Genomic DNA, 17,582 nt, shown 5'->3' with positions numbered 1-17,582 from the left:
CTTCCGACGCCTCGTCAAAGACTACGAACGTTACGCCGAAACACTCGCAGGACTTCACATCGTCGCCTTCGCCTGCCTCATGATGAAACAGGCCGCTGCACTCGCTGATGGTTCATAACAGCCTCTAGTGAACCAAGCACGCATGGTCTTGGGCCATCCAGTGTTTGATCCTGTCATCAACAAGAATGTGCTGGTCGATCATGTCTACATCATCGCTGGTGGCGAGATCACCAAACAGGCCCGCCATTACATCGTCACCACGCTCGACCAAGAAGCTCGTCGCCACATCATCTTCATGGATCGCGACGACCTGTTGGAGCTATTCCCGACCAGCGGCACGCCCCTGCCTGCCGAGGCCAACCCCGGCCCGCCAGAGTGGGACGACGATGTGCCCTTCTGACCCGCCGGCTGATGATTGGCGACCGGCAGAGCGTGGCCCGAGCTTCGTCCTCAACGGCGTAGCATGCATCATCAGCCGGATCGATGATCGGCATGCGCTGCTGGAAGCGGCCACCCCGGATTTCGGCTTCGCGGCGTTCTTCCCCGGATGGTATGGCGACTATTCGAGCACCCCGGTCCACATCGTGACGGTGGGAGAGCATCACGAGTGCATGGCATGGCTCCCTATTTGGCAGGCCGACAAGCGTCGCATCATTCCCCACCTGCACATCAGCACGACCGATAAGATGCTGTGCCGACTGTCGGCCTGACCGTCGTCGCATCCGCTCAGTGAGCGTCGCGCCGGGGATAACCTTGACCATACCACGCCTCGGTAGGGCAACCACGGGCAAGACGGTAAGTGAGGCAGATATCCGTCTTGAGCGGGCAAGGTTTGGGGTTGCGGGACGCCCAACCGTCACGGTCTTAATGCCATGCGATACAATGGGAGGGCCTGACGAACCTTCCGCCCAGATGCATTCCAAAAGCCTCCGTGATCCTGACCTTCGAAGAGCCCTGATTTCCCGTCGATCCGCGATGTCGATTTTGCCCGTTCGAGAACCAGTTGGATTTGGAACAGGGCTGGAGCGGCATCATGCCGTGCTGTCGTAACCATGTGTGTTGGTCACGCAGAATATGAATATTGCGAAGGCGAGGGCTCTCTTGGTAATTATGGTTTATCAAATCTAAGGATAAACCATATGAATTCTTCTTACATTGGCGAGGCCGTTTCGATGCTGAACGGAGCGGACATTGGCCATTTTTATATTCACAATGAAGTTGACTACGAATACGTCGAAGGGAGATACTATATTCGACTTGTTGTTTTTGAAACCGATAAGGGCGAGCGCCAGCACACATTTGAAAAGTTTCGTCATTATCGCCGAGAGAATGGCGATGAGAGATTTGGATCAACAGCGATTATAGTTGCCAAGCATTTGCCTGAATGGGAGATAGATGAGGGTTGCGAGGCCGCCGAAACCTTCATGGAGAGAGATTATCCGCTTCTTCTGTCGGGTGAACTAAAATTCACGCCGGTATAACGTGTTGCGGCCTGTTCCGGCTCGTTCTTACCTTGCAAATGATGCGCCTCGCTGACCACTACTACTTTTGCTCGGAAGCCTCGGCTTCACGACGCGCCAGCGCCTCTTCGAGCAAAACGCGGATAAAATCGCCCTGTCGCATCGGGCCACGCAACCTATCGATGCGCGCCTTTGTGCCCGCATGGGCACGTAAGTGGATCGCTTCATCAAAAAGGCGGGGTTTGGTCACGTAGCGACGAATAGCGGTATCGCTTTCTTCCATCTACCCCTCGCGATACCGCTCGTCATTGACCTTTAACCGATACCGCTTAAGATAAACGGTATCGGTTAAGGATCAAGTTCAAAGGCGGCGGACAGCGATGGATGAAAAGACACGCCGGTTTATCCGGGAGGCAGAACTTGAGCGGATACATGCTCGGGAGGGACGGACTCAACTCCGCGCGCAGCGGCAGATCGAAGCGGACGAAAAGCACGCAAAGCGCATTGCCTATGTAGCAAAATATGGTCGTGATGTAGCCGTCTCTCGGACACTTATGAAGTGGACGGGTCCATTCATTCTGCTCGCCATTTTGTCGTTTCCTGACCGTTGGAAGAATGAAGGCTTTGGTCAGGCTTTGCTGGGACTTGTCGTCCTGCCGCTGATGGGGTTTCTGATCGGTGCATACCGCGCATCTCGTCTGCCATACGTCGAATAAGTGAACTAAAAGAACTACTTGACGCATTCCAAAACTGTGAGACGCTCGTGGAATGAACAAGCGCGTTGCCCTCTACACCCGCGTCTCGCAGGATACGCAGACCACCGAGAATCAGCGTCGAGAACTCGTAGCCGTCGCTGAACGGCTTGGCTGGGAAATCGTCGCCGAGTTCACCGACCACGGTATCAGCGGTTCGAAGGGACGCGACAAGCGCCCCGGCTATGATTCATTGATGAAGGCCGTGGCGCGGCGTGAAATCGACATGGTGGCAAGCTGGGCCGTGGACCGGCTCGGACGCTCCCTCCAGAACCTCGTCACCTTCCTCACCGAGATCAACGCCAAGGGCGTGGACCTCTATCTCCACCAGCAGGCACTCGACACCAGCACGCCCAGCGGACGCGCCATGTTCGGCATGCTGTCGGTGTTCGCCGACTTCGAGCGTGAGATGATCATCTCACGGATCAAGTCCGGGTTGGCGCGATCCACGAAACGGTCGGGCCGACCGTCCCTCGACGCGGAGAAGGTCGAGCGCATCAAGCGCTCCCTCACCAAGGGCGTCAGCATCAACGCCACGGCGAAGAAGCTCAAGGTCGGTGTAGGCACCGTCCATCGAGTGAAGCAGCAGATGGCGCTCGCGGCCTGACTACAGGGTTCGCAGCCACTCGATCGCCTCGTCAAAGTTCATCGTGCGCCCCGGCTGCGCGCCTGCCTGCTCGATCCGTGCAACGAAATCCGGGTCGAGCTCTTCACCCCGGCAGATCGGGCACGGCTCATCCGTCCCATCATCGTCGCACTGTTCCTCATGCTCAATCACGATCCCGGAGCCTCCGCACATGACCACGCCTGACCATATCATAGCAGGCTCACCGGCATCGTCCTCGAATGCAGCCGCTGACGCGACACTCGACGTTCCACGGGATTCAGAACAACCCCACGCATCAGTCGATCTCAAACCCGGCACGCATCCTGTAAGCGGCACCACCCTGTTATGGCATATGAGCGAGCCGACCCGGACATGTTGGTCCTGCGAAGGCATCGACCATGATCAGTGCCCGTAACCGCCGACCGCCGAACAGGGCGTCCGAGAGGAAATCCATCGACCACAGCTCGTTCGTCGCCAAGTACCGCAGGTTGCCGTTCGCCGTTGGCAGCACGGACGTTGCGTGAAGGCGGTTTCCACGAAGTGGCGCTATGTGATGCCGCCACGCGGCTGGAGCGGTTTCCGATCAGGTTGGATCACCGGCACGGCGGTGATTTCGGTTCGGGGCAAGGCGCGAGGAGGGAGCGATGCTGCAGCATCGTGACCGACGAACAACGCTGCCCCGGATCGAAAGCGCCCCGCTGCGAAGCAGGCGCCCGAAGGGCGATGACGGCGGTTCAACCTGGTCGGAAGCCGCTCTAGGTTGGGTGGCGCGCGCCTGAACAGGCGCACGTCGGACCGTCGTTCTATCGCGCGGCGTAGCGGTCGGAAACCGCCTTCCAGTCGACCACCTGCCACCATGCGTCCAGATACTCGGCGCGGCGGTTGCGGTGCTTCAAATAATAGGCATGTTCCCACAGGTCGTTGCCGAGCAGCGGCGTGCCGCGCATTTCCGCGACATCCATCAGCGGGTTGTCCTGGTTCGGCGTCGAGGTGATCGCCAGCCTGCCGTCCGGCCCGACGATCAGCCACACCCAGCCCGAGCCGAACCGGCCCGTGCCGGCCGCCTTGAACGCGGCCTGCATCTTATCCATCGATCCGAACGCCGCGTCGATCGCGCGGGCGGGCGCGGGCGATGGTTCACCGCCGGTGCCGGGACGGGCCATCGTTTTCCAGAAGAAGCCGTGGTTCCAATGCCCGCCCGCATTGTTGCGTACCGCTGCGGGAGCCGACCCGGCTTGCCCCAGCAACTGTTCCAGCGAGCGGCCGGCAAGCGCCGGATCGGCCGCCAGCGCCTTGTTCAGCGCATCGACATAGGCCTGATGGTGCTTGTCATGATGCAGGGTCAGCGTTTCGGCATCGATCACCGGTTCGAGCGCTTCCGCCGGATAGGGGAGCGGTGCCAGCGTGAACGGCGCGGCGCGGTTCTGCGCGATCGCCGGCGCGGCGAGGAGGGCGAGGCAGGCAAGCCAATGCTTCATCGATCGTCTCCGGTTCAGATGCGGATGCTCAACCCCAGCCGCACATCGCGACCGGCGAGCGGGGCATAGTCCTTGAGGAAGCTGGCATGGCGGCGTGCGACCATGTCGAACAGATTGTTGGCGCTGAGCGTCAGGCGCAGGTCGCGGTCCGGCAGCGGCGTCCAGTCGGCGCTGAGGTTGACGAACGAGAAGGCAGGCGTCGTCGTCTCGAACCCGGTCACGCGCGTCTGCCGGGTGCTGTGTTCGACCTCGGCGCGCAGACCCGATCTGCGCCCCCGCCCCTCGATGCCGCCCAGCAGGCGCAGCGAAGGGATGCGCGGGGCGGGGCCGAAGCCATCGATCGTCGCCTGCACCGCATCGACCAGCCCGTCCGCCTTCACCGTCAGGCCGGGACGATCGACGAAGCGCGCCTCTCCCTCCACCTCGAACCCGCGATAGGTGGCATCGCCTTGCGCGAAGCGGAACACCGGCAGATCGGCAATCACCTGCCCGGTTTCGAATTCATAGATATAGCCCGAAAAGCGCGTGCGATAGGCCGACGCATCGAGCCGCCAGCGAGCGCCGGACAGGCGCGCGACGAGTTCGATCCCGCGCGCGCGTTCGATGCCGAAGGTCGGGTCGCCGATCTCATAGGACTGGGTGCCGATATGCGCGCCATCGGCCAGCAGTTCCTCGGCGGCGGGCGCGCGCGCGGTACTCGACAGGTTCAGACCCAGCTTCAGCCCCGGCGTCACCGTGGCGAACGCCCCGCCCGCGATCGACGTCGCCGTGAAACGGCGATCGAACCCGGCGGGTTGCGAGCGTATGCCAGTCCATTCGACGCGCCCGCCGCCTTCGAAGCGGACGGGGCCGATGGCGACCTCCTGCAGCGTGAACACGCCGTTCTGCTCGGTATCGTTCGGAGGCACGAACGCCTCGGCCCCCACCGCGCGGAAATCGCGGAAGAAGGTCTGCACGCCGCTGACCCCCTGCCATGACCCGTGCTGCCGCTGGCGCAGTTCGGCTCGCGCCTCGATCCCCTTGTTGGCGAACGTGGTGCCGGTGACGGGATCGCCTTCGAAATGCACATAATCGGCATAGCCCGCGCGTAGCGACAGGCGTTCGAAGAAGCCGGGCAGCGCAACCGACGCGCGCAGGTCGGCGCGCCATTGTTCCGCATTGATCCGTACCGCTTCCTGCTCCGCCCCCGGCGTCAGATCATAGCGGATCGGCAGGCCATAGTCGGTTTCGTACCGGGTGAGCGCCACGCCGATGTCGCCGCCGGTATCGAGGAAGGCAGCGCCGAAATTGGCGGTCCGGGTGCGGGCAGCGGTATTGGCGAGCCGCCCGGACAGGCTGGCGAGCCTGCGGATCGCGGGATCGCTGCTTGCGCGGGCTTCGGCGCGGAGGCGATCGGAGAGAACCGGGCCGCCGACCGCCAGGTCGCCGGTGTCGGTCAGACTACCGCCGCCCGCCACTACGATCCGGTCGGAAAGGCGGACGCCGATATTGGCACCAGCGGCGCGTTCCTTGGCGGCCGACCCCAGTGATCCGCGTCCCTGGACCGCGACCGGCGCGTCGGGGACAGCGGTCGGGATGCGGCGGTCGAGCACGTTGACGACACCGCCGATCGCCGACGATCCGAAGCGCAGGGACGAAGGGCCACGCAGCACCTCGATCCGTTCGGACAGCAGAGGATCGATCGCTACGGCATGGTCGGCGGACGTGTTCGATACGTCGAATGCGCCGATTCCGTCCGTCAGCACCCGCACCCGCTCTCCTGCCAGTCCACGCAGGATCGGGCGCGAGGCATTGGGCCCGAAGCTGGTCGTCGACACGCCCGGCAGCCGCGCCAGCGCCTCGCCGATCTGCGGTCGCAGCGATCGATCGAGCGCCGCGCCGGCCAATACCGACACCGGGGACGCGGAATCGCGGGGATCGCGCTGAAACACGCCCGTGACGACGATCTCGTCCGGATCGCTGCCCTCGGCAAGCGGCGGATCTTCGGTGGCGAGCGCCGGAGCGGGCATGGCCGCCAGCGCCGCCCCGACCAGGAGCCGACGAAGCGTCATGCGAGCCCTCGATTACGCAGCAACGCGGTGGCATCGGGCATCCGCCCCCGGAAAGCGACATAGCTCGCCGCCGGGTCGCGCGAATTGCCACGCGACAGCACCTCGTCGCGCAGCTTCTTCGCGAGGACCGGATCGAAGACGTCACCCGTTTCTTCGAACGCGGCAAAGCCGTCGGCATCGAGCACTTCAGCCCAGGTATAGGCGTAATAGCCCGCCGAATAACCGCCATCGAAGATATGGCTGAAGTGCGGCAGGCGGTGCCGCATCCCGACCGCGTGCGGCACGCCCAGATCGGCCAGCTGCGCCTTTTCCCAGCGCACCGCATCGAAATCCGCGGGCAAGGTGCCAAGCGAGTGCAGCCGCATGTCGAGGATCGCCGACGACAGTTGCTGCACGGTCAGACAGCCCTGGTTGAAGGTGCGTGCCTCCAGCAGCGATCGGAGCATCGGTTCGGGCATCGGCTGACCGGCGGCATTGCGGGCATGGGCGCGCAGGATCGTCGGATCGGAAACCCAATGCTCATGGACCTGCGACGGGAACTCGACGAAATCGCGGGTGACCGACGTGCCCGACAGGCTGGGATAGCGGACCTTGCTGAACAGGCCGTGCAGCCCATGGCCGAATTCGTGGAACAGCGTCTCGGCATCGTCCAGGCTGATGAGCGCGCGTTCGCCGGGTGCGGGCGGCGTGTAGTTGCAGTTGTTGACGACGATCGCCTGCTGGCCGAGCAGCGTGCTCTGGTCGCGCAGCGAGTTCATCCAGGCACCCGGACGCTTGGTCGGGCGGGCGAACCAGTCGGCATAGAACAGGCCGATCGGCGCGCCATTGCCTTCGCGCACCTCCCACACCTTCACGCCATCAGCATAGACCGGCACGTCGCTGCGGGGCACGAATTCGATGCCGTACAACCGCCTGGTCGTGTCCATCAGCGCGGCGACCATGCCGTCCAAGGGGAAATATTGCTTCACCGCCGCCTCGTCGAGGCTGTAGCGCCGCTGGCGTTCCTTCTCGGCGTAAAAGCGCCAGTCCCACGGCTCGATCCGCGTCACGCCGTCTGCGCGGGCGAGCGCGAGCAGCGCCGCTTCCTCTTCCCGTGCGCGGGTCAGCGCCGGGCGATAGACACGCATCAGCAGGTCGGTCGCCGCCTCCGGCGTCTTTGCCATCGCGTCCTGCAGGACGAAGGCGGCGTGGCTCCGTACGCCCATCAGTTTCGCGCGTTCGATGCGGAGTTCCACCAGTCGGCGAATGATCGCGGCGGTATTGTTGTCGTTTGCATTGGCGCCGCGATCGTCGAACGCCGAGAACACCTTCTGCCGGGCGCCACGATCGGTGGCGACCGTCAGGAACGGTTCGACCGCCGAACGGGTGGCGGGAACCAGATAGCCGGTCTTGCCCGCTGCCTTTGCCGCGGTCGCCGCCGCCGACTTCTGATCGGCGGGGAGGCCGGCGACCTCGGCCTCGGTCAGCACCACGCCGCTCGCCTTCTGGTCGGCCAGCAGCTTCTGCCCGAACTGGACGCCGAGCGTCGCCAGTTCCTCGTTGATCGCGGCGATGCGGGCGCGGGCAGCCGGCGGCAGCGCGGCACCCGCGCGGACGTATCGCTTGTGCGTTTCCTCCAGCAGCCGCTGCTGTTCGGCGTCGAGCCCCAGCGAGGCACGGTCTTCGTAGAGCCGGTCGACCCGCGCGAACATGACCGGATCGAGCGAGGTTTCGTTCGAGAACCGGGTCAGGTCGGGCACCACCGCTTCCTCGATCGCCTGGATTTCCGGCGTCGCATCGGCGGACGAAACGTTGAAGAACGCCGACGACACCCGCGCCAGCCGCTGGCCCGAACGCTCCATCGCCTCGATCGTATTGGCGAAGGTCGGGGCGGAGCGCATGACGGCGATCGCGCGGAAATCGGCGCGCGCCGCCTTCAGGGCGGCATCGAAAGCCGGGCGGTAATGCGCGGGTCGGATCGACCGATAGGGCGGAATGCCGTTCGTCCAGTCGCCGAGCAGCGGATTGGCCGGTTCCGCCGCGCGCAGCGGCGTGTTGAGCAGGGGCAGCATGGCGGCGGACACTAGCAGGGTGCGACGGTGCATGAACGTCCTTTTGCAGCGAAGGGAATGTATCGACGGCAACGCGGCGTTCGCGCGTCAGCCCGTTGCGAAACCGGGCAATGGATCGATCGTCAGCACCGCGAGGCTCATTCGGCGGCCTCCAGCTGACGCTCGCCCCAAGCCGGGAACGGATCGCGCGCGTCCGTCCACAGTGCCGGAGTGAAGGCGGCGGCGCGAACGAGGCATGCGTCGAGCCGCCGCCGGATGCGGGGCTCGTCCATGCCGATGCCGATGAACACCAGCTCCTGCCGCCGGTCGCCCCAGATCGGATCCCAGTGGCGCGCGACGAACTGTTCAAAGCGCCCATCGTCGGGCCAGTGATGCTTCGGCAGCGCCGCCCACCATTTGCCCATGCGCGCGGTCGTCGTCTGGCTGCCCGCCACCGCCAGCTCGCCGACATGGTCGGGCCGCGTCGACAGCCAGAAATGCCCCTTGGCGCGCACGACATGGTCGAGGCCGCCATCGGTCAGAAAGGCATGGAACTTCGCTGGATCGAAGGGCTGGCGCGCGCGATAGACGAAGCTTTCGATGCCATATTCCTCCGTTTCGGGCTGGTGATGGGCATAGCCATATAGCTCCTTGGCCCAGAGCGGGTGGCGCGCCGCCTTTTCCTCGTCGAACAGCCCGGTGGCGAGCACCCGGTCGAGATCGACGCGGGAATGATCGGTCGCCACGATCACGGCATCGGCGTTGAGGCTGGCCACCAGCTTCTTCACCACCGCCAGTTGCTCGGCCGACACCGACGACGCCTTGTTGACGATCACGACATCGGCGAACTCGATCTGCTCGACCAGCAGGCCGACCAGACTTCGCGTATCGTCCTCACCCAGCGTTTCGCCGCGATCGGCGAGAAAGTCCTGGCTGGAATAATCGGCGAGCAGGTTCAGCGCGTCGACCACCGTCACCATCGTGTCGAGCCGCGCGACGTCGCCGAGCGAGACGCCGTCTTCGTCCCGGAACGAGAAGGTGGTGGCAACAGGCAACGGCTCGGAGATGCCGGTCGATTCGATCACGAGATAGTCGAACCGCCCCGCCTCGGCGAGCGCGCGCACTTCGGCCAGCAGATCGTCGCGCAGCGTGCAGCAGATGCAGCCATTGGTCATCTCGACCAAGGCTTCTTCCGACCGCGAAAGCGCCGCCTCGCCGCCGCGGACGAGGTCGGCGTCGATGTTCACCTCAGACATGTCGTTGACGATCACCGCCACGCGACGCCCTTCGCGATTGGCGAGGATGTAATTCAGAAGCGTCGTCTTGCCCGCGCCGAGGAAGCCGGAAAGCACCGTCACCGGTAGGCGACGATCGGGTTCGGAAGAGATTGCCATGACGATCCTCAAGCGCGATACGTTACAACATAACATAATAGGATATGCAGGCTGATGTCCAGTAGCTTTCAAGGAACGGCGTATCGCAAGCAGCGATGGCCGATGGTTGTCGCCGCGACGGGACTGGTGCTGCTCGGCACCGGCGCCTTCGCCGTGGATGCGGAAGCGGTCGAGCGGATGGTGAGCACCATCGGCGCGATCCTGTTGGCGGTCGCCCATGTCGGCAACTGGCGCGCGGTATCGCAACGGGTCGGCCGGCGTATCGCCGGTGCGGCGGGGTGCGGGGCATGAACGACATGCTCGCCGGTGCGGCCGGGCGCATCCCGGTATCGGTGCTGACCGGGTTCCTGGGCAGTGGAAAGACGACCCTGCTCAACCATCTGGTGCGATCGTCCGACATGGCGCGTGCGCTGGTCGTCATCAACGAATTCGGCGCGGTCGGGCTGGATCACGATCTGGTCACGCGCGCGAACGAGGACCTGGTGGTCGAAATGATCGGCGGTTGCCTGTGCTGCACGATCCGGGGCGACCTGTCGCGCACGCTGCGGGAGGCCCCGTGGCGGTTCGCGCGGGAGGGCCGGTGCTGGTTCGATCGGGTGGTGATCGAAACGACCGGGCTGGCCGATCCGGCGCCGATCCTTCACACGCTGATGACCGATCCCCAGCTTGCCGCCCTCTACCGGCTCGATACGGTGTTGACCACGGTCGATGCCGCGACGGGGATGGCGACGCTCGACGCCCAGCCCGAAGCGGTCAAGCAGATCGCGGTCGCCGACCGGCTCCTGCTGACCAAGACCGATCTGGTTGCAGCAGGCGACGCCGCGGTGCTGCGGGGTCGGCTCTCGTCGATCAACCCGGCGGCACCGATGGTCGCCGTGACCGGCGGGATCGTCGATCCGGCGACGCTGTTCGATGCCGGGATGTGGGATCCGGCGAGCAAAAGCAGCGACGTGCGCCGGTGGCTGTCGGAAGAGGCCTATCATGCCGATCACCATCATCACCATCATCACGACGTGAACCGCCATGGCGACGGCATCCATGCGACCTGCCTCACCTTCGACACGCCGCTGGAGCCGCAGGCGTTCGAACGCTGGCTGGGGCTGCTCACGATGTTTCGCGGCCAGGACCTGCTGCGGGTGAAGGGGATCGTGCATCTGGCCGGCCACCCATGCCCGGTGGTCGTCCACGGCGTGCAGCATGTCTTCCACCCGCCGATCGAACTGGAAAATTGGCCATCGGAGGACCGGCGAACGCGGATGGTGTTCATCACGCGCGGCATCCCCGTCGAGGAACTGCGCGGGACGCTGGCACTCATGACCCTGGGCCTGAACGACGTACAGTTGCAGGGATTGGTGGAAAGCGTGGCTGCGGAAATGTCGGCAACGGCCTGAACGTACCGCTGCCGGCTGCAGGCGGCAACGATACCGATCATCGCAGGACGAACTCTACCGGCACGACGAGGGTAATCGTCTTGCCTTGGCGATCCTCGGGCGGAGCAGGCATAGGTTGCGCACGTTGCGGCAGCGACATGGCTTCCCGGTCGAGCAAGGCATTGCCGGAAGTACGTTCCAACCGGCTGTCCAGTACGCGGCCACGCCGGTCCATCGTGAAACGGACCAGCGGCACGCCCTCGATCCGCGCCCGGTGTGCCGCAGGCGGATAGCGCCGGAAGCGGATGAGACGGGCCAGGACGCGCCCCTCCCAACTCTCCGGCGCAAGATTTGCCGGTGGTAGGGACGCCGGTTGCGGCGGTGGAACGGGCGCGGGCGGCGGCGATGCCGTCGGGTTCCGATCCGGCACGGGAGGCGGGGCGATCACGGTCGGCACCGCCGGGGCCGATATGATCTGGATCGGCGATGGCGGCGCGACCGGCGGCACGGGGGCATCGCGAGGCTCGGGCTGCGGCACCGGCTCTTCCGGTGGCAGCGGGGGCAAGGGCACCTCTGGCTCCGTTTCGGGTTGAAGCGGAATCATCTTCATGACCACGGGCACAGCCACCGGAGGTGGCGGCGTATAGCTTCGCCAGCCCAGCAGTAGCGCGGCGAGCACCAGCGCGTGGACGATGAAACTCGCGATCAGCCCGATGGGTCGCCGGTTCGATCGCGCCCCGTAACGCCCGGTCGGTCGGTTATCAGACGCGGGCAAGGCGTACCTCCCCCTTTCCACTACGGCCAAGCCGTCCAGTCCGCTTGCGCAGCCAGATCCAGATGCCGGTGATCGAGAGTCCCGCGACGGTCAGGCCGGTCAGGCAGACGAGGATGCGCCCTGCCAGTCCGCCGGCATCGCCCGAATGGAGCGGGAACATGAGATCAATTACCTTGTCCCCGCTGGCGCCGGTGCCCGCCCCCGCGACCGCGATCGAGCGGCAGCCATCGCCCGCGACATGGACGATCAGCGGCCCGGCCCCCGCCGTGTCGGCGTGGCGCAGTTTGACCCGGTACATGCCTTTCGCATCGAGGCGCACGACCTGTCGAACGGGCGCATCGCGGCCGATCCGGCGCGCCTCCGCGTGTGCACAGGCGACTGCCACGTCAAATCCCGTCCATGCACCGGCAAGACGCTGCTTGCCCGGCATCGGCCATTCGACCGGCAGCACGCGCGTGAGAAGAGGCGAGAAGACCTCCTTGTACAGATTGAGTGACACGCTGGTCACCGCCACCACCAGCAGCGCCGGCCATAGCCACAAGCCGGACGCACGGTGCCAGTCGAACATGGTACGCCAGCTGCCCGCCTTGTGCTTGATCCGCCATGACGGTGCCCATTTGCGCAGGAACGGTCGCCCGAGAGGAAGGGTCAGCGCAAAGCCGACGAAGCAGTCGAACGCCCATGCCAGCGCCACGCCGCCCAGCAGCCACCGGCCCCACTCACCGGGCAGATGCAGATCCTGGTGAATGGCATAAAGCAGCGGGACGATATGCTGCCGGTCCAGCCGGATATCGCCCCATAGCCGGGTGCCGAGGACCGTGCCCGTGGCGGGGTCGGCGAACAGTTCGTTGACAGCGGCGGGCGTGCCGTCGGGAGCCGTCACGAACGTTCGCACCGATCGGCCCGTGGCCTCGGGCAGCTCGATCGTCGCCACGCTCAGGTCTGGCCGCGCGCGTTCGATGCGTGCGACCAGTTCGTTCAGGGACAGCGCCGGTCGATCCGGCGCCACCCGCATCATCGCCGGGTTGAGCCATCCGTCCACCTCCTTCTCAAAGGCGATGACCGCGCCGGTCAGCCCCGTGACGACGAGGAAGCCGGCAATGGTCAGCCCGACATAGCGGTGGAGCCGGACCAGCAGGGCGCGGATCGATGAACGGGACACTTTACCAGCGATAACCCACCGACAGACGCGCATCGCGCGCATAGCCGAGCGCGCAGAACTCCGCACCACCACGGGCAAAGGCGCATTGCGTGGCGAAGCGCTTGTCGAACAGGTTGTTGACGTTGAGCGCGATGCGGAAACGGCGCACGTCCCATGATACCAGCGCATCGGCGAGGAGATACTCCTCGTTCTGCGGCACCACTACCAGCGCTGGCGTCGTCGCGGTCGCGGCGCGCAGCAGGGTCGGCAACGATCCCGGATGTTGCGCGGTGTAACGCAGGCCGGCGCCGAGGCTGAGCGTACCGAGCGTCACGTCCTCGACCCGATACTTGCCCCACAGCGAGGCGGTATGGGGCGGCGCGCTGAACGGCCGGGCACCGGTGGCGAACGGCGTGTTGGAGCGCAGGATTTCAGCGTCGAGATAGGCGTAATTGGCGATTACCGACAGGTTGCGCGTGATCTCGCCCCGGGCTTCCAGTTCGACGCCGCGCGAGCGCTGCTTGCCGGTCTGGATGATGAGCGCCGGGTTGTTGGGTGAGGGCGTGCGCAGATTGTACTGCACCAGATCGAACACCGCGGCGGTGAAGGACACCTCGCTGCCGACCGGCGTGTAGCGTACGCCCGCCTCCCACTGGCGTCCCTTTTCGGGTTCGAACGGCTGACCCTGCGCATCCAGTCCGGTCACGGTGCCGATCGGCGGCTGGAACGAGCTGGACCAGCTGACGTAAGGCGCGAGCCCGTTCGCCGCCTCGTAGATCAGGCCGGCACGCCCCGTGAAGGCGTTGTCCCGGCGCTTGCGGGTCAGCGTTGTGTACCGCGCCGTCGCAGTCGACCGTCCTTCGTTATAGGTATCCACGACGGCGCGATCATATCGTCCGCCGAGATTGAGCTTCAGGCCGCTGCCGAAATCGATCAGATCCTGCGCGTAGAAGCCGGTCTGCTGGATGCCGGCCAGCGTGTAGTCCGAACGGAAATTATTGGTCCAGTCGGGGTTGCCGTAATTGGGCGCGATCAGGTCGAGCGGCCCGAAGTTGTTGACCGTGAAGAAGGGCTGTTCGTAGTCCGACCCGAAATGGTCGACGCCGATCGCGACGCGGTGACCGATACCGCCGGTCGAGAAGCCACCCTCCACCCGTACGTCGGCGGTCCACGTCTTTTCCGAATCCGGGCGCACCCAGGCGATGCGGTTGATGCTGCGCTGGTCGGCGCGCAGGCCAAAATTGCGCGTTTCACGCCGGTCGTTCTCGGCGTCGCTCCACCGACCCATCGCATGGAAGGTCCATTGGTCATTCAGCGCGTGGTCGAGGATGACCGAGGCCGTGATCGACTCCTTCATGTGGTACGACCCCGGACCGTTGATGTTCAGGTCCTCCGCGGCAGGCCCGAAGGGCGTGACGCGGTAATAGGGCGTGACGAAGCCGCGCCGATCTTTCTGATACTGGCCCAGCACCTGCAACCGCGTGCGTCCGTCGTCCCAGCCGATCGCGGGTGCGATGTAGATGCGGTCGTCCGACAGGAAGCGCCACTGCGTGTCCGCATCGCGCACCACCGCGGTCAGGCGCGCGGTGAGCTGGCCCGAGGCGTCCAGCGCACCGCCCACGTCCAGATTGCCCTGGATGCGATCGAAGCTGCCGACTGTCACCTCGACCGTGTTGGCCATGTCGGCGCGCGGTCGCTTGGTCACGGCGTTGACGAGGCCGCCAGGCGCCGCCTGGCCGAAGGTGATCGAGGCCGGGCCCCGCACGATCTCCAGCCGTTCCAGTCCGAACGGTTCGAGGTTGGTCATGAAGCCGTTCTGGATCAGGCGCGTGCCGTCGCGGTAGAGGCCGGTGCCCGTCAGGCCGAAACCGCGCAACGTGATCTCGTCCTGCGTGGTGAAGTAATCGAGCTGATTGGCACCGACGACGTAGCGCACGGCCTCCTGTACGCTTTGCACCGACTGGTCTCGGATCTGGTCGGCGGTGACGACGCTGACGCTCTGCGGCGTTTCCGCCAGCGTCATGTCCATCTTGCCGCCTGCGGTGCTGCGCTCGGCACGATAGGCACGGTCGGGATCGGTCGCGGCACGCTCGACCAACCCGCCTTGTGCGCCCTCGACCCGCACCGGGCCGAGCCGGGTCGCGCCCTGCGACGCGGGAGCATCGGCGGCGGGTGCGGGTTCGACCTGTACGGTGCGCGCCGCCGAGTAGCGCCAGCGGTGGCCGCTGCCCTGCAGCAAGCGGGTCAGCGCCGTTTCGACCGGCATCGTGCCCGCGAGCGGCGATGCCTGCCGCCCGGTCAGGTCGCCCGACACCAGAATGCGGATACCGGCCTGATCCGCCAGCGCGGTCAGCGCGGTGTCGAGCGGCTGCGGCGCGATCGACATCGCGATCGCCGGCGACGCGTCGGCCTGCTGCGCCCACGACGACACGGGTATCGCGACCAGCGTAGCGCTGATCGCCAGCACGGCCACGTCGGTACGGCGCACCGCCTGTCTGATGTTCATATCCATAGCCCCCGATCGTTCCGAATGACGTCGTGATAACGACTCTCATTACCAATGACGCTGGATGGAGGCAGTCTTGCAGCGGCCGGCGAAATTTATTTCGATCGGTACAGCAGCGTCAGGCCGGGCACGCGATCGATCCGCGCGCCGGTCGCATCGGCGATCGCGCGGAACAGGCCATCGGGATCGCCGATCTCGAACACGCCGCTGAGCCGCGCCGAGCGTAGTCCTTCACCGAGCACAACGATCCGGGCGGGCGTATAGCGCTGCATGTCCGCGACGATCGCGGCCACCGTCATGCGCTGGAAGATCAGCTTGCCGCGCAACCATGCCGTGGCGGCGGTCGGCGACACCATGGTCATGGGGCTCAGCACGGTGCCGGCAAAGGCGATCGCCTGACCCGCGTACAGGCGTGTCGTCCGGCCGCCGACCGCGACATCGAGCATGCCGCGCACCGCCGTCACATCGCAGCGCCCGTCCAGCGTGCGAAGAAGGACATCGCCACCGTGGCAGCGGACGACGCCCTCGCCGGCGATGGCGTAGAACGGGCGCGTGCCCCGCCCTGCATTGGCGAACAGCACCTCCCCGGTATGAACCGTCGCCTCGGGTCCATCACGCCCATCGCCGATCGAGAAGGCGCTGGCTGTGTTCATCCAGGCGACCGTGCCGTCGGCAAGTGCGACACGCCGCTGTTCGCCAACGCGCGTGGCATGATCCGCCAGCCACCCCGAGACAGGCATGATGGTCCGATCGACGGTAAAGGCGGTCACCGCCGCGGCTGCAATACCCCCGGCCAGCATCCTGCGTCTGGTCGGATGCGCCGCGTGCGTATTGCGGGCTGTCCGGTGCCAGAGGGCTGCTTCGCTGCGATCAATGTCGGCGAGTAGTCCTTCCGCCGCAGCCATCGCTTCCTCATGCGCGGACGATCGCGCCCGCCAGGCCGCGATCTGCTTGCCGCCGTCAGGCGACACCAGCAGCGCGATCGCTTCATCGCTCAGCCTTGCGCTGCGGGCGATGCGCCGGATCATGCGCCGCTCGCCATTCTGATCGCGCGCTGTTTGATTTTGCCCGCTCCCCCCGTTCGCTTGGGTTTCCGAATACCAGACGTTCTCCGGGTGCCGGACTTACAGGGTATAATGGTGATTATTCCGCGTCGAGCAGCCCGAGATGGTCGCGGCAGTGGCGTAGCGCCTGTGCCAGATACTTGGCGACCATGCTGGGCGAGACGTCAAGGCGCCGGGCGATGTCGGCATGTGACAGCCCGTCGACGCGAAACAGCAGCAAGGCCATGCGCGCGCGGGGCGGCAGCGTGGCGAGCGCCGCATCGAGTTGGCGAAGCCGGTCGCGATCAATGGCGATCGTCTCGGGTCCCGGGCATGGATCGGGCACCTGCTCGCTGTCCGCTTCGTCCTCACGGACCGTCAATTGCCGCGCGGCGCGGCGAACCCGGTCGATGGCGAGGTTCCCGGCCACACGATAGACATAGGCGTCAGCTTCGATGACGTGCGCTTCACTCTGCGCCTCGGCAATGCGGAGGTAGGTGTCGTGCACGATGTCGGCGGCTTCGTCCGTATCGCCATAGCGGCGCGCGACATGGCGAAGCAGTGCCTCGCGATGGCGCAGGAACGTCTCGATCAGCTTGCTTCGGTCCCTCACCGTGCCCCTCATGGTTGGCCGTCCGCGCAGTACGGGAACCACCATCTTGCCGCAAGCTTGTTGCGATCAATTCGCATTTCGTGCTGCGCGCGATCTACCGGGGTTTCCAGACCATCGCCGAATTCCGGTGCGACATGAAGGCCGCGTTCAAGGCCGTGTTCTACGCGTTCGTGATGTACCTCTGGCTCGATCTAGCCTAGGCGAACAGAAATTCTCCAATGATCTGAGTGCCAACCTTTGGTCTCCGTGGGGCACCATGACCGATACCCGCAAGCGTTCGCCCAATCCGTTGAGGGACAGGCGAAACGGGGCCGGACAAGGTTGGCGTGGATGAGCAGGTGGGCAGGTTATCCTGCTCGCAC

General features: G+C 65.3%; 18 protein-coding genes and 2 pseudogenes. 8 read left to right on the top strand and 12 right to left on the bottom strand.

The genetic code is table 11. From position 1 onward, the window contains the following. From QLH51_RS06750 to QLH51_RS06735, 4 genes and pseudogenes are all read left to right on the top strand, one after another. Nucleotides 1-118 (top strand): annotated as a pseudogene (locus tag QLH51_RS06750) (IS5/IS1182 family transposase); the annotation flags it as partial. Between the two features lie 9 nt (nt 119-127). Beyond that, nucleotides 128-400 carry a hypothetical protein gene (locus QLH51_RS06745; protein ID WP_283514457.1) on the top strand — a complete coding sequence of 91 codons (273 nt, stop codon included), beginning with the start codon at nt 128-130 and terminating at the stop codon, nt 398-400. Beyond that, the gene (locus QLH51_RS06740; RefSeq protein ID WP_125656845.1) at nt 387-710 is read left to right on the top strand and encodes a hypothetical protein; all 324 of its coding nucleotides are present in this window, start codon (nt 387-389) and stop codon (nt 708-710) included. Before QLH51_RS06745 ends, QLH51_RS06740 begins: the two co-directional genes overlap by 14 nt. A 429-nt stretch (nt 711-1,139) precedes the next feature. After that, nucleotides 1,140-1,481 carry a hypothetical protein gene (locus QLH51_RS06735; protein ID WP_125656847.1) on the top strand — a complete coding sequence of 114 codons (342 nt, stop codon included), beginning with the start codon at nt 1,140-1,142 and terminating at the stop codon, nt 1,479-1,481. 61 nt (nt 1,482-1,542) lie between these two features. Here the strand turns inward: QLH51_RS06735 and QLH51_RS06730 are convergent, their stop codons facing one another. After that, nucleotides 1,543-1,743, bottom strand: coding sequence for a hypothetical protein (locus tag QLH51_RS06730; protein ID WP_125656850.1), 201 nt, complete (start codon nt 1,741-1,743; stop codon nt 1,543-1,545). Nucleotides 1,744-1,840: 97 nt separating this feature from the next. Here QLH51_RS06730 and QLH51_RS06725 point away from each other — a divergent pair, with 97 nt between their 5' ends. Both QLH51_RS06725 and QLH51_RS06720 read left to right on the top strand, forming a co-directional pair. After that, entirely contained in the window at nt 1,841-2,176 is a 336-nt protein-coding gene (locus QLH51_RS06725; protein WP_125656853.1) for a hypothetical protein, read from the top strand. 52 nt (nt 2,177-2,228) lie between these two features. Next, nucleotides 2,229-2,819: a recombinase family protein gene (locus tag QLH51_RS06720; RefSeq protein WP_125656856.1), complete on the top strand. Its 591-nt coding sequence runs from the start codon at nt 2,229-2,231 to the stop codon at nt 2,817-2,819. Here QLH51_RS06720 and QLH51_RS06715 read toward each other — a convergent pair whose 3' ends face one another. The 6 genes and pseudogenes from QLH51_RS06715 to QLH51_RS06690 form a co-directional block, all read right to left on the bottom strand. Next, a complete protein-coding gene (locus QLH51_RS06715) occupies nt 2,820-2,990 on the bottom strand; it encodes a hypothetical protein (RefSeq protein ID WP_164516120.1) in 171 nt (56 codons plus the stop codon). Nucleotides 2,991-3,204: 214 nt separating this feature from the next. After that, nucleotides 3,205-3,352: pseudogene (locus tag QLH51_RS06710) on the bottom strand (IS3 family transposase); the annotation flags it as partial. Between the two features lie 270 nt (nt 3,353-3,622). Further along, nucleotides 3,623-4,297 carry a superoxide dismutase gene (locus tag QLH51_RS06705; RefSeq protein ID WP_125656859.1) on the bottom strand — a complete coding sequence of 225 codons (675 nt, stop codon included), beginning with the start codon at nt 4,295-4,297 and terminating at the stop codon, nt 3,623-3,625. A 14-nt stretch (nt 4,298-4,311) separates the two neighbouring features. Continuing rightward, on the bottom strand, nt 4,312-6,348 hold the full coding sequence (locus tag QLH51_RS06700) for a TonB-dependent receptor (RefSeq protein WP_125656862.1): 2,037 nt from the start codon (nt 6,346-6,348) through the stop codon (nt 4,312-4,314). Then, nucleotides 6,345-8,432 carry a M3 family metallopeptidase gene (locus QLH51_RS06695; protein WP_206428964.1) on the bottom strand — a complete coding sequence of 696 codons (2,088 nt, stop codon included), beginning with the start codon at nt 8,430-8,432 and terminating at the stop codon, nt 6,345-6,347. Before QLH51_RS06695 ends, QLH51_RS06700 begins: the two co-directional genes overlap by 4 nt. A gap of 104 nt (nt 8,433-8,536) precedes the next feature. Then, complete coding sequence (locus tag QLH51_RS06690) at nt 8,537-9,736, bottom strand: GTP-binding protein (RefSeq protein ID WP_125657070.1); 1,200 nt, start codon at nt 9,734-9,736, stop codon at nt 8,537-8,539. A 90-nt stretch (nt 9,737-9,826) separates the two neighbouring features. Between QLH51_RS06690 and QLH51_RS06685 the strand changes: the two genes are divergently transcribed. Then, the gene (locus QLH51_RS06685) at nt 9,827-10,063 is read left to right on the top strand and encodes a MerC domain-containing protein (RefSeq protein ID WP_125656864.1); all 237 of its coding nucleotides are present in this window, start codon (nt 9,827-9,829) and stop codon (nt 10,061-10,063) included. Further along, complete coding sequence (locus tag QLH51_RS06680; protein ID WP_125656867.1) at nt 10,060-11,163, top strand: CobW family GTP-binding protein; 1,104 nt, start codon at nt 10,060-10,062, stop codon at nt 11,161-11,163. Before QLH51_RS06685 ends, QLH51_RS06680 begins: the two co-directional genes overlap by 4 nt. A 37-nt stretch (nt 11,164-11,200) precedes the next feature. Here QLH51_RS06680 and QLH51_RS06675 read toward each other — a convergent pair whose 3' ends face one another. From QLH51_RS06675 to QLH51_RS06655, 5 genes are all read right to left on the bottom strand, one after another. Then, the gene (locus QLH51_RS06675) at nt 11,201-11,821 is read right to left on the bottom strand and encodes an energy transducer TonB family protein (RefSeq protein ID WP_283514456.1); all 621 of its coding nucleotides are present in this window, start codon (nt 11,819-11,821) and stop codon (nt 11,201-11,203) included. Between the two features lie 82 nt (nt 11,822-11,903). After that, the gene (locus tag QLH51_RS06670; protein ID WP_164516121.1) at nt 11,904-13,079 is read right to left on the bottom strand and encodes a PepSY-associated TM helix domain-containing protein; all 1,176 of its coding nucleotides are present in this window, start codon (nt 13,077-13,079) and stop codon (nt 11,904-11,906) included. A gap of 1 nt (nt 13,080) precedes the next feature. Next, nucleotides 13,081-15,564 (bottom strand): TonB-dependent siderophore receptor, encoded by a 2,484-nt coding sequence (locus QLH51_RS06665; protein ID WP_164516122.1) that lies wholly within the window; start codon nt 15,562-15,564, stop codon nt 13,081-13,083. Nucleotides 15,565-15,659: 95 nt separating this feature from the next. Further along, on the bottom strand, nt 15,660-16,592 hold the full coding sequence (locus tag QLH51_RS06660) for a FecR family protein (protein ID WP_125656880.1): 933 nt from the start codon (nt 16,590-16,592) through the stop codon (nt 15,660-15,662). A 115-nt stretch (nt 16,593-16,707) separates the two neighbouring features. Continuing rightward, nucleotides 16,708-17,220, bottom strand: a complete 513-nt coding sequence (locus QLH51_RS06655) for a sigma-70 family RNA polymerase sigma factor (protein WP_283514455.1) — start codon at nt 17,218-17,220, stop codon at nt 16,708-16,710. Between the last annotated feature and the right edge of the window lie 362 nt (nt 17,221-17,582).

This window comes from Sphingomonas sp. 2R-10, assembly GCF_030062225.1.
In the GTDB taxonomy this organism is placed as follows: Bacteria; Pseudomonadota; Alphaproteobacteria; order Sphingomonadales; family Sphingomonadaceae; genus Sphingomonas.
Note: the sequence above shows the minus strand (reverse complement) of the source record. Positions and strands in the feature narration are given on the sequence as shown.

Bases quoted from the DNA above. Each gene is read 5' to 3' on its own strand.
- QLH51_RS06660 (WP_125656880.1), bottom strand. From the start codon at position 16,592: ATGATCCGGCGCATCGCCCGCAGCGCAAGGCTGAGCGATGAAGCGATC.
- QLH51_RS06725 (WP_125656853.1), top strand. From the start codon at position 1,841: ATGGATGAAAAGACACGCCGGTTTATCCGGGAGGCAGAACTTGAGCGG.
- QLH51_RS06700 (WP_125656862.1), bottom strand. From the start codon at position 6,348: ATGACGCTTCGTCGGCTCCTGGTCGGGGCGGCGCTGGCGGCCATGCCC.
- QLH51_RS06685 (WP_125656864.1), top strand. From the start codon at position 9,827: ATGTCCAGTAGCTTTCAAGGAACGGCGTATCGCAAGCAGCGATGGCCG.
- QLH51_RS06665 (WP_164516122.1), bottom strand. From the start codon at position 15,564: ATGAACATCAGACAGGCGGTGCGCCGTACCGACGTGGCCGTGCTGGCG.
- QLH51_RS06720 (WP_125656856.1), top strand. From the start codon at position 2,229: ATGAACAAGCGCGTTGCCCTCTACACCCGCGTCTCGCAGGATACGCAG.
- QLH51_RS06740 (WP_125656845.1), top strand. From the start codon at position 387: ATGTGCCCTTCTGACCCGCCGGCTGATGATTGGCGACCGGCAGAGCGT.
- QLH51_RS06695 (WP_206428964.1), bottom strand. From the start codon at position 8,432: ATGCACCGTCGCACCCTGCTAGTGTCCGCCGCCATGCTGCCCCTGCTC.
- QLH51_RS06705 (WP_125656859.1), bottom strand. From the start codon at position 4,297: ATGAAGCATTGGCTTGCCTGCCTCGCCCTCCTCGCCGCGCCGGCGATC.
- QLH51_RS06680 (WP_125656867.1), top strand. From the start codon at position 10,060: ATGAACGACATGCTCGCCGGTGCGGCCGGGCGCATCCCGGTATCGGTG.
- QLH51_RS06730 (WP_125656850.1), bottom strand. From the start codon at position 1,743: ATGGAAGAAAGCGATACCGCTATTCGTCGCTACGTGACCAAACCCCGC.
- QLH51_RS06735 (WP_125656847.1), top strand. From the start codon at position 1,140: ATGAATTCTTCTTACATTGGCGAGGCCGTTTCGATGCTGAACGGAGCG.